Source organism: Pseudomonas sp. S3_E10, from assembly GCF_054667615.1.
The window spans coordinates 5,018,476-5,032,027 of the sequence record NZ_CP162743.1 but is presented as its reverse complement, the minus strand read 5'-3'; the positions used below and the strand labels follow the sequence as shown (position 1 = coordinate 5,032,027).

Below are 13,552 nucleotides of genomic sequence, written 5' to 3'. Positions count from 1 at the left end.
GTGGGTGCTAAGGGTGTGTTGGGACAAAACCCTGGAGGGGCGAGCCGAACGGTAAACCGCTGTGGGGATTGATCGCATACCATTGCCCCCCTGCCTGGATCGCCTGCAACTCCACTTGGTTAACCGTGCCCTGCAGGGGAGTCACCTGCTGGGCATTCGCCTTATTGAGCATGTCGACGACCGTGGGAGTGGTGTCACGGGTGAAGCGAAGCTTTGCAAAAATATCAACCGGTGCATACACGCCCATCCCGATTCTGACGGGGACACCCTTGCTCGAACGTCTTAAAAAGTTGGTGAGTCGACCCGGCAGGCTCGGCAGGTTGGATAAGCCATCCGCCGGGTTGAAAATGCCACGCAGCAATGCCGTGCCTTCCTTAAGAGCAGAAATGCCAAATGCCTGCTTGTTCAGGCGCGAGGCAAACTTGACCGCCTTCCAGGCTTTGCGGGCGCCCTGAAGTCCTCCCGCGCCAATCAGCAGCAATGCATCGATTGCCAGATTCTTTAAGCCGTCTTTGACGTTGCCCTCATAGATATCCACCAATGGGCCGATGAACGAAATCATCGACACCAGTGCGCGACCGTTCTCCCCACTCGTCAGACGATTGACGTAGCCTCGAACAGTGTCTTCGCTGGGCAGCATGGCATTGGCATGGTCAATGAGTTCCTGGCGATGCCCGCTGAAATTGCCCAGGTAATTACCCGTCAGGACAGTGTCGACAATCGCCTGGCTTTTAGCCGAGGCAAAGGTGTCGGGCACCCAGTCATTACGGTTGTCGCCGGCGCCTTTGGCCGTTGACCCCGCCAGGGAAGCACCGACTTTGGAAATGATGACCTTAGACCAGGTGTTCTCGCGAGGGGCTTCCCCGGTGAGGTAGGCGTTGAAATCAAAAGGCTGCCTTGTGCCCCGCAGATACCAGTGGGTCTTCTCGCCACTTCTCCATCTGGGCACGGTCTCTTTTTCAAGGACGCCCCCCTTCAGGTTCAATGACTTGTTCCCCGCCAGACTGGCCGTGCGATCAATGATCGTCCCGGACGTGGGAAAAAATTCGAGGTAGCGGTATTTACCGTTGTATTTGCTGCGCAGCAGTACCCCGTGCCACCCACGGTTCCGGGCTACCTTATTGCCCTTGGCAGCGTCATCCTTCTGCGTTTCACCGGTTTCCCGACGCAGCCTGTAGACGTCGACCTCCCCCCATTCAAGCGCCTGCCGAACGTCAAGCGGCAGGTTTGCAAGGCTCATCTTCATCAGCGAGGGCATCGCACCTTTGACATCACTCAGGTACTCATCGACTGCACCTGCGACCTGATCGGCAATACGCGGAAGTGTCTGTATTCGGGCTTCAAATTGCGCTTGGGTCATTCGAGGGTGGCTGAATTTGAACCAATGCTCATGCAGATCGCCCGTTGCATACGCCTCGACCAAGGTCGGCCACTTCGTATTAATGCCCACACCCGATAGGCTGTGTTTCGTCGCGGGCTTGGTCAACGTGAGCGTTTCGATCTCGCGCTCGGTCAGCTCGGGAAATGCCTGTTTCAGTGCCTTGATCGCCAGACTGCTACGCGTGGGCGGCGCCGTCCCCAGTGTGACGACGGACTGCTCGAGCGCCTCGCTGCGACGGGCTATGGCGCTAGACGCCAACTGGTAATCCTCTGGCGTATAGCGGTTGTCGCTGCGCCGCGGCACGGCCCCCGTCATGACCCCTGCATCCAGCACCAACTTGGCACCCAGCCCTATGGCCAGGACCTGTTGTTGCGGCTGCACGGCTTGCAGGGTGGTCAATGCGCCAAGCTCGGTGAGGCTCATGCCGCGACTGGCGCCGGCACCGCCCCACACTTCAGCCAATGCGGTGCCCAGGCTGAGCGTCATCCACGCCGGGCTGCCGATACGTATTTTGCCTGGCGCCTGGCGTAGCGGCCCGGGGAGCGCTGCAGACTCCTGCTGGTCCGGTTTCACCAAAAACTCCGGGGCGGCATGTGCCAGGAACAGATGAGCCACCAACGGTGCAGCCCGTACGCTCACGCCTTTCTTCTCGATCAGGTGCTTTTCAAAGTCTTTGCGTACGGCCCCCATCTCACGGCCCATGTTGGCCGGCGTATAAAACGGGTAACCCGCGGCGCTTCCCGGGACGCCGGGAACATCTGGGTCGACACTGAGCAGGATGGCGCTGGTCAGCAGGTTTTTGTGTTGCGCGGCATCACTGTCGGCGTTCCCCGTATACCAATTCAACGCCTGGGCGAGCTCCAGCCCCCACTGCCGGGCCTGCGGGGTGTTGAGTATGTCGTCCCAGATCTGGTCTGCCTTGGCGGCTGTTTCCTGCGGGTCGACGTGTGTCACCGCGTGCAGGCCCAAGGCGAACCCTATCGTATTGGCGCCATACTTCTGATCCGTCGCCAACGCGATCAACTTGGTTTTGTCACCCGCCGACAAGGCGCCCGCAGCCCAATGCTGAGGCAGTAATGTCGCGTAATTACCGACAGGCGTCGTCGGCGCGAAGTAGGTGCGCAGCCATTTGGCAGCGGCGCGAGCCTGGCCGGCGGTATCGAGCGCCCCCAGGCCCATCGACCTGGCGACCTGGCGCAGATCGTGGCTATCGTCTGAATAGAGCGCGTTACCGAACGGTTCGCTCGACACGACGACCGCCGCCAATGCGTCTTTCAGCGGCTGGCTCCAACGGTCACTGACAGGTACCTCCAACCATTGATTCAGCGTGGGTTGCAGCACTTGCAGACGGCCTTCGCTGATACGCACCGGCCGGTCCGGCAATGTTTGCCCAAGGTCCGCCAAAACACCCTGCATCTCGGGGCGTGCAATCAGCTCGGCCAGGCGTGTGCGAGCCTCGTGATCGCTCTTTAACGGGTGTGTTCGAGACACCTCGAACGCGGTAGCCGATAACGCTATCGGCTTATCGTCTTCAAGGCCCTGCGCCACTCGCTGCAAGGCGTCCGCCAGGTTGTGTCGGTCGTCCATTTCAGCGATACCGCGCTTGGCCCATTCGAGCCTGAGTTGGCGGTTACGTGTCTGGGCTGTGGAGAGCGCGGGCCAACCCGCCTCCAGCGTCGCGGCCAATGCGCTCGCTTGCTCCGGGGTGTGAGGCGGCTGAACGCCATAAAACAGGCTCGCCACGTTGCGAGAAATGTGCGAGCTGGCGGCAGAGACGTAAGGCACGCCGTGGTGTGAGGGGTCCAGTGCTTCGAGCGCACGCATCACTCGACCGGATATTTGCCACCAGCCGCAGGTGTCTTGCAACGCATAGGTTTGGCGGGTGACCACACCATCGCGGGTGACCAGGCCCGTTACGCCGTTGTGGCCAATAACGACCGAGTCCAGTGAAAACCCCTTGCTCCTCAACCAGGCCAGTACTTCGGGCTGATTCACCACTTGCTTGTAGATCTCGAACGGTCGCGAGATCAGGGCGTTCGCGGGTACGCTCACCGACGAGTCAGACACGCTTGCCATTTTCCCGGTCAATTGTGTTTGCAGGGTTTTATCTGCTTCGACGGAGGCAGACGCCGGGCCATCCAGCATGCCCAGGGTGTGACGCGTGGCGCTGGAGGGCACGTTCAAAAGCGAGCGTTTTTCGCGCCGTGCAGCGGTTTCCTCGAACGCTGATGTACCAAAGGGAAGCGGCGCCACGTGCCCGCCCGGCGCTCGCAATAACCCGTTGCCTGGAGGCGAGCCGGGCTGCGCAGTGTTCTCAGACGAAACGGCGATGCGCGGGCCCTCAGGCTCAGGCGATGGGTGGGAGGGGTACAGACTGTTGCGTGCGTGGAGATTGATCATGGAGACCGGCATATTCAACCCTCTTGAAAGAGACTTTTGAAAATGTCCTCGTCCTAAGAACAGGTGCTGTCAAACGCATTACCTATGCATCAGCGGGTAGAGGTTATGTGAACCTGTCATCGCTGATCGGCAGGCCAGAGAGGCCTCTTATTCGCTAAGTGGGGAAGTGGCGGCGGGCGGTTCCATTTCATACAGGCTTGCGGGCTTGCCTCTCACATCACTTGAGATCGCGAGGAGAGCGTTGAGAACACAAAAAAAAACGCCCCGAACCAGTCGGGGCGTTTTTATTCAGCGTGCGGCAACCAAGCGTCAGTCAGCCAACCGCCACGTCGTCCCACCCTTGCCGTCTTCCAACACCACACCCATCGCGGTCAGTTGGTCACGGATACGGTCGGACTCCGCCCAGTCCTTGCCTGCGCGAGCGGCCAGGCGCGCCTGAATCAGCGCATCCACCTCAGCCGCATCCACACGCCCTTCAGCGCCGGCTTGCAGGAAGTCATCGGCGTGCATCTGCAACACGCCCAGCACGCTGGCCAGCTCTTTGAGGCGCGCCGCCAGGCCCGCCGCCGCGTCGAGATCGCTCTCGCGCAGGCGGTTGATCTCGCGCACCATTTCGAACAGCACCGCGCAGGCTTCCGGGGTGCCGAAGTCGTCGTTCATGACTTCGGTAAAGCGTGCCACGAACGCTTCGCCGCCGGCCGGAGCCACTGCGGGAAGGCCTTTCAACGCGTGGTAGAACCGCTCCAGGGCGCCCTTGGCATCCTTGAGGTTGTCTTCCGAGTAGTTGATGGCGCTGCGGTAATGGCTGGACACCAGCAGGTAACGCACCACTTCCGGGTGGTACTTTTCCAGCACGTCGCGGATGGTGAAGAAGTTGTTCAAGGACTTGGACATCTTCTCGCCATTGATGCGGATCATGCCGCAGTGCATCCAGGCGTTGGCGTAGGTCTTGCCGGTGGCGGCTTCGCTCTGGGCGATTTCGTTTTCGTGGTGCGGGAACTCCAGGTCGCTGCCGCCGCCATGAATGTCGAAGGTCTCGCCCAGGCAGCAGGTGGACATCACCGAGCATTCGATGTGCCAACCCGGACGCCCGGCGCCCCATGGCGACTCCCAGCTTGGCTCGCCGGGCTTGGTGGCTTTCCACAGCACGAAATCGAGCGGGTCCTGCTTGGCTTCGTCGACTTCGATGCGCGCGCCGATGCGCAGGTCTTCGATCTTCTTGCGCGACAGCTTGCCGTAGCCCATGAACTTGGCGACGCGGTAGTACACGTCGCCATTGCCGGGGGCGTAGGCATAGCCCTTGTCGATCAGGGTCTGGATCATCGCGTGCATGCCAGGGATGTGGTCAGTGGCACGCGGTTCCATGTCCGGCTTGAGGATGTTGAGGCGCGCCTCGTCCTCGTGCATCGCGGTGATCATGCGCTCGGTCAGCGCGTCGAACGCCTCGCCGTTTTCATTGGCGCGGTTGATGATCTTGTCGTCGATGTCGGTGATGTTGCGCACATAGGTCAGGTCGTAACCGCTGAAACGCAACCAGCGGGTCACCAGGTCGAAGGCAACCATGCTGCGGCCGTGGCCGATGTGGCAGTAGTCGTACACGGTCATGCCGCACACGTACATGCGCACTTTGTTGCCATCGAGCGGCTTGAAGACTTCTTTGGTCTTGCTGAGTGTGTTGTAGATCGTTAACACGACAACTCCCTTAAATCACTGGCCCCACGAATCACGCAAGGTCACGGTACGGTTGAATACCGGATGACCAGGTTTGGAGTCCTTGATATCCGCGCAGAAGTAACCTTCGCGCTCGAACTGGAAACGGTCTTCCGGCTGTGCGTCGCCAAGCGATGGCTCGGCACGACAACCCGTGAGTACTTGCAGGGAGTCAGGGTTGATGTTGTCGAGGAAACTCGCGCTGTCTTCGGCCTTCTCGGGGTTGGGCGAACGGAACAGACGATCGTACAGGCGCACTTCGCACTCGATGCTGGCAGCGGCCGGCACCCAGTGGACCACACCCTTGACCTTGCGGCCTTCAGGGTTCTTGCCCAGGGTGTCCGGGTCGTACGAGCAATGCAGTTCGACGATGTTGCCATCGGCGTCCTTGATCGCTTCGTCAGCGCGGATCACGTAGCTGCCACGCAGGCGCACTTCGCCATTGGGCTCCAGGCGCTTGTAGCCCTTCGGCGGTTCTTCCATGAAGTCATCGCGGTCGATGTAGAGTTCACGGGCGAACGGCAGCTTGCGCACGCCGAGTTCTTCTTTTTGCGGGTGACGCGGCAGTTCGAGGTGTTCGACCTGGTCTTGCGGGTAGTTGGTGATCACGACTTTCAGCGGGCGCAGCACGCACATGGCGCGCGGGGCGTTGGCGTCGAGGTCCTGGCGGATGCTGAATTCGAGCATGCCAAAGTCGACCACGCCGTCGGAACGGTTGGTGCCGACCATGTCGCAGAAGTTGCGGATCGACGCCGGGGTGTAGCCGCGACGGCGGAAGCCCGACAGCGTCGACATGCGCGGGTCATCCCAGCCATGCACGTGTTTTTCATCGACCAGTTGCTTGAGCTTGCGCTTGCTGGTGATGGTGTAGTTCAGGTTCAGGCGGCTGAATTCGTACTGGCGCGGCTGCGCCGGCACCGGCAGGTTGCTCAGGAACCACTCGTACAGCGGGCGATGGCTTTCGAATTCCAGGGTGCAGATGGAGTGGGTGATGCCTTCGATGGCGTCCGACTGACCGTGGGTGAAATCGTAGTTGGGGTAGATGCACCACTTGTCACCGGTCTGGTGGTGGTGGGCGTGGCGGATGCGGTACATGATCGGGTCGCGCAGGTTCATGTTCGGCGAGGCCATGTCGATCTTGGCGCGCAACACGCGGGCGCCGTCCGGGAACTCACCGGCGCGCATGCGGGCGAACCAGTCGAGGTTCTCCTCCACGGAGCGGTCACGGAACGGGCTGTTCTTGCCCGGCTCGGTGAGGCTGCCACGGTATTCCTTGGCTTGCTCGGGGCTCAGGTCGTCGACGTAGGCCTTGCCGGCCTTGATCAGCTCGACGGCCCAGTCGTGCAACTGGTCGAAGTACTGCGAGGCATAGCGCACTTCACCGGACCATTCGAAGCCCAGCCACTTCACGTCGCTTTCGATCGCGTCGATGTATTCCTGGTCTTCCTTGGCCGGGTTGGTGTCGTCGAAACGCAAGTGCGTGACGCCACCGAACTCCTGGGCCAGGCCGAAGTTCACACAGATCGACTTGGCGTGACCGATGTGCAGATAGCCGTTGGGCTCTGGCGGGAAACGGGTGACGATCTGCGTGTGCTTGCCCGAATCCAGGTCCGCCTGGATGATCGGGCGCAGGAAATTGACCGGGACGGCAGGTCCGGCCTTGGCGTTCGAGGTAGGGTCGACAGTGGGCTTGCTCATAGGATCCTTGAACAGACAGGTTCGTGGCCGGTTGGGGCCAGATAAAACAAAGGGCTCATGATAGCCGAAGCAGTCAAGACACTGACAGAGCGCGGCCAATTAATTGCCCGGGCGGTAAAAAACCACCTCGAAATTCGCACAGGGCAGGCTAAACTGCGCGCCTTGGCCGCCGTTTAGCCAGACAGGTAAAGCGTTTATTCGCCCAAACCCACGAATTCCCTGAAAAGAGTAGTGAACATGACTCAAGTGAAACTGACCACCAACCACGGTGACATCGTCATCGAACTGAACGCCGAGAAAGCGCCGATCACCGTCGCCAACTTCATCGAGTACGTGAAGGCCGGCCACTACGAAAACACTGTTTTCCACCGTGTCATCGGCAACTTCATGATCCAGGGCGGCGGTTTCGAGCCGGGCATGAAAGAGAAGAAAGACAAGCGCCCAAGCATCCAGAACGAAGCGGATAACGGCCTTTCCAACGACAAGTACACCGTCGCCATGGCCCGTACCATGGAGCCGCATTCGGCCTCCGCGCAGTTCTTCATCAACGTCGCCGACAACGCCTTCCTGAACCACAGCGGCAAGAACGTGCAGGGTTGGGGCTACGCGGTGTTCGGTAAAGTCACCGCAGGCACCGACGTTGTCGACAAGATCAAAGGCGTGTCCACCACCTCCAAGGCCGGTCACCAGGACGTTCCCGCCGAAGACGTGATCGTCGAGAAAGCCGAGATCATCGAAGCGTGATATTGCTGATTTCAGACTTGCATCTGGAACAGGAGCGCCCGGACATCACCCGGGCGTTTCTGGATCTGCTCCACGGCCGCGCCCGTGGTGCCCAGGCGTTGTACATTCTGGGGGACTTCTTCGAAGCCTGGATTGGCGACGATGGGATGACCGCCTTCCAGCGTTCGATTGGCGAGGCTCTGCGTGAGCTGAGCGACAGCGGCACCCCGATTTTCATCATGCACGGCAACCGCGATTTCCTGATCGGCAAGGCGTTCTGCAAAGCCGCAGGCGCCACCCTGCTCAAGGACCCGAGTGTCGTGCAGTTTTACGGCGAACCCGTGCTGCTGATGCACGGCGACAGCCTGTGTACCCGCGACCTCGGCTATATGAAGCTGCGGCGCATCCTGCGTAACCCGCTCGTGCTGTTTATCCTGCGTCACCTGCCTTTGCGTACCCGCCACAGGCTGGCGCGCAAGCTGCGCAGTGAAAGCCGTGCGCAAACCCGCATGAAGGCCAACGACATTGTCGATGTGACGCCCGAGGAAGTGCCACGGGTGATGCAGCACTTTGGCGTGCGTACCCTGGTCCACGGCCACACCCACCGCCCGGCCATCCACAAATTGCAGATCGGTGACCAGGCGGCCAAGCGCATTGTGCTGGGGGACTGGGACAAGCAAGGCTGGGCCTTGCAGGTGGATGAGCAGGGGTTCGCGTTGGCGGCGTTTGATTTTGTGAACCCGCAGTTGGCGCTGCCTGGCGCCTGACTCAAGCACACCGTCGTTCAAACGTGAATAGAGATCCAATTGAATTGCATTACAGCCTTCAGCGGTCAGTGACCTGAAGCCGCAGGCCCCGCCTTGGCGGTAAACGGCGGCTTGGCCAGCCACACCAACAGCATCAACCCGGCGAATATCCACCCCATCAAGGTGAAGTAGTCCACGGTGGACATCATGTACGCCTGGCTGGTCAGTATCTGGTCCAGTTGCGTGTATGCCTTCTGCCCTGCCCCACCCAGCGCCTGCAAGGCGTCGCGCGTGGCCGAGTCATAAACGGTCATGTTCTCGCTCATGTAGGCATGGTGTTGGTCGGCCCGGCGAATCCAGATCCATGTGGTGAGCGACGCCGCAAAGCTGCCGCCCAGGGTCCGCAGGAAAGTGGCCAGGCCGGCGCCGTCGGCAATCTGCTGCGGCGGCAGGTCGGACATCAGGATGCTCAAGGTCGGCATGAAGAACAGCGCCACGCCGATGCCCATGAACAACTGCACCAGGGCGATGTGGGTGAAGTCCACCTCGTTAGTGAAGCCGGCGCGCATGAAGCAACTCAACCCCATCGCCAGGAACGACAGCCCCGCCAGCAGGCGCAGGTCGAACTTGTGCGCATACTTACCCACGAACGGCGACATCAGCACCGGCAGAATACCGATCGGCGCCACCGCCAGCCCGGCCCAGGTGGCGGTGTAGCCCATCTGGGTTTGCAGCCACTGCGGCAGGATCAGGTTGATGCCGAAGAAGCCCGCATAGCCGCCGATCAACACAATGGTGCCGATACGGAAGTTGCGGTAGGCAAACAAGCGCAGGTTGACCACTGGGTGCTTGTCGGTCATTTCCCAGATCACGAACACCGCCAGGGCAATCACCGAAATCGCCGCGCCGATGAGGATGAAGTTGGATTCGAACCAGTCCAGGTCATTGCCCTTGTCGAGGATGATCTGCAGGGCGCCGACGCCCACGATCAAGCTGAGCAAACCGACGTAATCCATCGGCTGGTAGCTGGTCACCACCGGGCGTTTTTTCAACTGCGAACGCACCACCATCGCCGCAAAGATACCGATGGGCACGTTGATGAAAAAGATCCATGGCCAGCTGTAGCTGTCGGTGATCCAGCCGCCGAGGATAGGCCCGGCAATCGGCGCCACCACTGTGACCATCGCCAGCAACGCCAGGGCCATGCCGCGCCTGGCGGGCGGATACACCGCAATCAGCAGGGTCTGGGTCATCGGGTACAACGGCCCGGCCACCAGGCCTTGCAGCACCCGAAAGCCGATCAGCTCGGGCATCGAGGTAGAAATACCGCAGAGGAACGAGGCCAGCACAAACAGCAGGGTTGCCCACAGGAACAGCTTCACCTCGCCGAAGCGACGGCTCAGCCAGCCGGTGAGCGGCAAGGCGATGGCGTTGCTCACGGCAAACGAGGTGATCACCCAGGTGCCCTGCTCCGAACTCACACCCAGGTTGCCGGAAATGGTCGGCAACGCCACGTTGGCGATGGTGGTGTCGAGCACCTGCATAAAGGTCGCCAGCGACAGGCCAATGGTGGCCATCAACAGGCTGGGTGGCGTGAAGGAGGCGTTATTGCTCATCAGCGTTGCACAGCCTTGGGAGCGGCGACGCTGTTGTCATGGATCAACTGGGTGATCATGGCGTCAGCCTCGGCCAATTGGCGGTCATACACGTTGGTGGTGAACGAGGCCTTTTGCGGTGGCTGTTGCGCCAGCACCGGGCCGCTCTGGTCGTGCAGGTTCACGTTGACCACCGTGCTCAAGCCCACGCGCAGCGGGTGCTTGGCCAGTTCTTCGGCATTGATGTGAATACGCACCGGTACCCGCTGCACGATCTTGATCCAGTTACCGGTAGCGTTCTGCGCGGGCAACAGGGCAAACGCGCTGCCGGTGCCGGCGCCGAGGCTGTCGACGGTGCCGCTGAATTTCACGTCGCTGCCGTAGATGTCCGACTCGATGTCTACCGGTTGGCCGATGCGCATGTCGCGCAGTTGGGTTTCCTTGAAGTTGGCGTCGATCCACAGTTGGTTCAACGGGATCACCGCCATCAACGCGGTGCCCGGTTGCACGCGCTGGCCCAGTTGCACGGTGCGCTTGGCCACGTAGCCGGTCACCGGAGCGATCAGGGTGCTGCGCGCATTGGTCAGGTAGGCCTGGCGCAGTTGCGCGGCGGCGGCCTGCACGTCGGGGTGAGAGCTGATCACGGTGTCATCCACCAGCGCATTGCTGGTCTTGAGTTGCTGCTCAAGGTTGGTCAGCGCGTTCTTCGCCGCGGTCAGGCTGTCACGGGCGTGGGACAGTTCTTCCTGGGAGATCGCCCCGCCCTGGGCCAATGTCTTACGGCGGTTGTAGTTGTCCTGGGCGGTTTGCACGTCGGCTTTCTGTGCGTTCACCTGGGCTTTCATGCCGTCGACGTTGCTATACAAACCGCGCACCTGGCGCACGGTGCGCGCCAGGTTGGCCTGGGCACTTTGCAGGCCGACGGCAGCGTCATTCGGGTCGAAATTGACCAGCACCTGGCCTTCGTGGACCAGGTCGCCATCGTCGGCGCCGATGCTGACCACGGTGCCGGTGACCAGCGGGGTGATTTCCACTACGTTGCCGTTTACATAGGCATCGTCGGTGCTTTCGTTGAAGCGCCCGTAAAATTCATACCAGCCCCATACGCCCACGACGCCGAGGATGACGATCAGCGCCAGGCCGATCAGCATGACTTTGCGTTTGCGCGGGTTGCTGTCTTTCGGTTGTTCAGTTGCTTGGGTGTTTTCGGCAGTGGCCATGACAAATACCTCGAATTATTCCGTGCGTGTGGCTGGGGTGGTCGATGCCACGTTGTCGGCGTCGAAGCCGCCGCCCAGGGCCTGCATCAATTGAATCGACAGAGCGATTTGCCCGGCATTCAAGGTCGCCAGCTGACGCTGGGCCTGCAGCAATTGCTGCTCGATGCTGAGCACATCCAGGTAGTTACCGACCCCGGAGCCGTAGCGCTGAACCACGGTGTCGTAGGACTGCTGGGCAATGTCGGTGGCGTGTTGCTGGGCCTGGATCTGCCGGCCGGTTTCGCGCAGTTGCGACAGCGTGTCGCCGATATCGCCCAAGGCCTGCACCAGGGTTTTGTTGTATTGCGCCACCGCCAGGTCGTAGTCGGCGTCACGCGCGTCAAGGTCGGCGCGCAGGCGGCCGCCGTCGAAGATCGGCAGGGAAATAGTCGGTGCGATATTGAAGAAGCGGCTCGGCGAACCAAACATCGCGTCCCCCAGCAACGACTCGGCCCCGGCGCTCGCGCTCAAGTTGAGGTTGGGGTAGAAGCGCGTCTTGCTCGCGGCGATGTCCTTGCTCGCGGCCTCGACCCGCCAACGCGCGGCGATCAGGTCCGGGCGACGGCCCAACAGTTCGGCGGGCAGCACCGAAGGGACGGCAACGGCGGCGGGTTTCAACACGCTGGGGCGTGCCAGCTCATTGCCGCGATCCGGGCCCTTGCCGAGCAACACCGCCAGGGCGATCTTGGCACTCTGCAGTTGTTTTTCCGCGTCGATCAGTTGCGACTGGGAGCTGGCTTCCAGGCTCTCGGTCTGCTGGTACTGGTATTGGCTGTCGATGCCCGCGCTCAGGCGTCGCTTGCTCAATTCAAGCATTTGCCGGGTGCGCTTGAGGTCATCGGTGGCCAGGTCGCGCACGATATGCGCCTGGCCCAGGTCGCTGTAGGCCTTGGCCACATCGGCGGCAAGGGTCAGGCGCGCGGCCTGCTGGTCGACTTCGGCGGCACGGGCCTGGCCCAACGCGGCTTCCCAGGCGGCGCGCTGGCCACCCCACAGGTCGAAGGTGTAATTGAAGCTGGCGCCAATATTACGCACGGTGGAGTAGGCATCGCCCTCACCGCGCGGGTCTTGGTCCCGGGCCAGGCGCGAGCGGCTGACGCCGGCGCTGGCGTCCAGGGTCGGCATGCGCGCGGCGTTCGCGGCGTAGGCAGCGGCCTGGGCCTGGTGGGCACGGGCGCTGGCCACTTGCATGTCGGGGCTGTTTTGCAGGGCCTCCTGGATCAGGCCGTCGAGTTGCGGGTCGCCGAGGCTTTTCCACCAGTCGGCGCGAGGCCAGGCGGCGTTCGACAGGGCCGCACCGCTCAGGGATTTACCCGCCTGCAAGGTGTTGGCGTCGAGGCGCCGGCCTTGGGTGTCGAGGCCGCTGAAGTTGGCGCAACCGGCCAGGCTCATCGCCGCGAGCACCAGGCAAAGGGCACGTGGGTTCATTATTTACCTACCCGCTGCAGGGTGATGGGGTCACCGGCAGCTATCAGAATTTTCTTGAGAATCCGTTCCAGGGTTTCCAGCTCACCCGGCTCAAGTGCGCCGGCCAACTGGTTCAACGCTTGCGCGCCGATGTACGGCAGCAGGTCCGCCAGGCGCTGGCCGTCGGGGGTCAGTACCAACTGCACTTGGCGGCGGTCGAGTTCGGAGCGCTTGCGGCTGAGCAAGTCTTTTTGCTCCAGCCGGTCGAGCATGCGGGTCATCGAGCCGCTGTCCAACGACAGGTGGCGACACAGCTCGGCCGGGGTGTCGACGCCGAACTGCGCCATGATGATCAACACCTTGAACTGCGCGGCGGTAATGCCGTGGGGTTCCATATGGGTGTCGATGATGCGGTCCTTGAGGATCGCCGCGCGGCCCAGCAACAAGCCGAGGTGGCAGTTGTGGAAGTTGTCAGGGGTGAAGTGGGACATCGGAAGTCACCTTATTACTGCCTAGGCAGTGAATGTGTGACGAGATGTTACTGCCTAGGCAGCGAAAGTCAAACGGAATAATTAGGTTGCTTGGTATTTGTTCAGGAAGGAGGATTGAAAGAGGCCCCATGTGGGAGGGGGC

The 13,552-nt window shown here is 61.4% G+C and carries 9 protein-coding genes; 2 read left to right on the top strand and 7 right to left on the bottom strand.

The genetic code is table 11. From position 1 onward, the window contains the following. Nucleotides 1-7: 7 nt before the first annotated feature. The 3 genes from AB4N98_RS23070 to AB4N98_RS23060 form a co-directional block, all read right to left on the bottom strand. A complete protein-coding gene (locus tag AB4N98_RS23070; protein WP_460148936.1) occupies nucleotides 8-3,793 on the bottom strand; it encodes a hypothetical protein in 3,786 nt (1,261 codons plus the stop codon). 297 nt (nucleotides 3,794-4,090) lie between these two features. Continuing rightward, nucleotides 4,091-5,473: a cysteine--tRNA ligase gene (gene cysS / locus AB4N98_RS23065; protein ID WP_017527137.1), complete on the bottom strand. Its 1,383-nt coding sequence runs from the start codon at nucleotides 5,471-5,473 to the stop codon at nucleotides 4,091-4,093. Between the two features lie 15 nt (nucleotides 5,474-5,488). Beyond that, on the bottom strand, nucleotides 5,489-7,189 hold the full coding sequence (locus AB4N98_RS23060; protein ID WP_116077829.1) for a glutamine--tRNA ligase/YqeY domain fusion protein: 1,701 nt from the start codon (nucleotides 7,187-7,189) through the stop codon (nucleotides 5,489-5,491). Between the two features lie 237 nt (nucleotides 7,190-7,426). Here AB4N98_RS23060 and AB4N98_RS23055 point away from each other — a divergent pair, with 237 nt between their 5' ends. Both AB4N98_RS23055 and lpxH read left to right on the top strand, forming a co-directional pair. Continuing rightward, on the top strand, nucleotides 7,427-7,933 hold the full coding sequence (locus AB4N98_RS23055) for a peptidylprolyl isomerase (RefSeq protein WP_065877469.1): 507 nt from the start codon (nucleotides 7,427-7,429) through the stop codon (nucleotides 7,931-7,933). Continuing rightward, complete coding sequence (gene lpxH, locus AB4N98_RS23050) at nucleotides 7,930-8,679, top strand: UDP-2,3-diacylglucosamine diphosphatase (RefSeq protein WP_017527134.1); 750 nt, start codon at nucleotides 7,930-7,932, stop codon at nucleotides 8,677-8,679. Before AB4N98_RS23055 ends, lpxH begins: the two co-directional genes overlap by 4 nt. Nucleotides 8,680-8,744: 65 nt before the next feature. On the opposite strand, the gene AB4N98_RS23045 is transcribed toward lpxH, so the two are convergent. The 4 genes from AB4N98_RS23045 to AB4N98_RS23030 are packed head-to-tail and all read right to left on the bottom strand — an operon-like array spanning nucleotide 8,745 to nucleotide 13,410. Next, the gene (locus tag AB4N98_RS23045) at nucleotides 8,745-10,274 is read right to left on the bottom strand and encodes a DHA2 family efflux MFS transporter permease subunit (protein WP_017527133.1); all 1,530 of its coding nucleotides are present in this window, start codon (nucleotides 10,272-10,274) and stop codon (nucleotides 8,745-8,747) included. Continuing rightward, the gene (locus tag AB4N98_RS23040; RefSeq protein WP_017527132.1) at nucleotides 10,274-11,473 is read right to left on the bottom strand and encodes an efflux RND transporter periplasmic adaptor subunit; all 1,200 of its coding nucleotides are present in this window, start codon (nucleotides 11,471-11,473) and stop codon (nucleotides 10,274-10,276) included. Before AB4N98_RS23040 ends, AB4N98_RS23045 begins: the two co-directional genes overlap by 1 nt. 15 nt (nucleotides 11,474-11,488) lie before the next feature. After that, a complete protein-coding gene (locus AB4N98_RS23035) occupies nucleotides 11,489-12,940 on the bottom strand; it encodes an efflux transporter outer membrane subunit (protein ID WP_017527131.1) in 1,452 nt (483 codons plus the stop codon). After that, on the bottom strand, nucleotides 12,940-13,410 hold the full coding sequence (locus tag AB4N98_RS23030) for a MarR family winged helix-turn-helix transcriptional regulator (RefSeq protein ID WP_017527130.1): 471 nt from the start codon (nucleotides 13,408-13,410) through the stop codon (nucleotides 12,940-12,942). Before AB4N98_RS23030 ends, AB4N98_RS23035 begins: the two co-directional genes overlap by 1 nt. Nucleotides 13,411-13,552 lie beyond the last annotated feature (142 nt).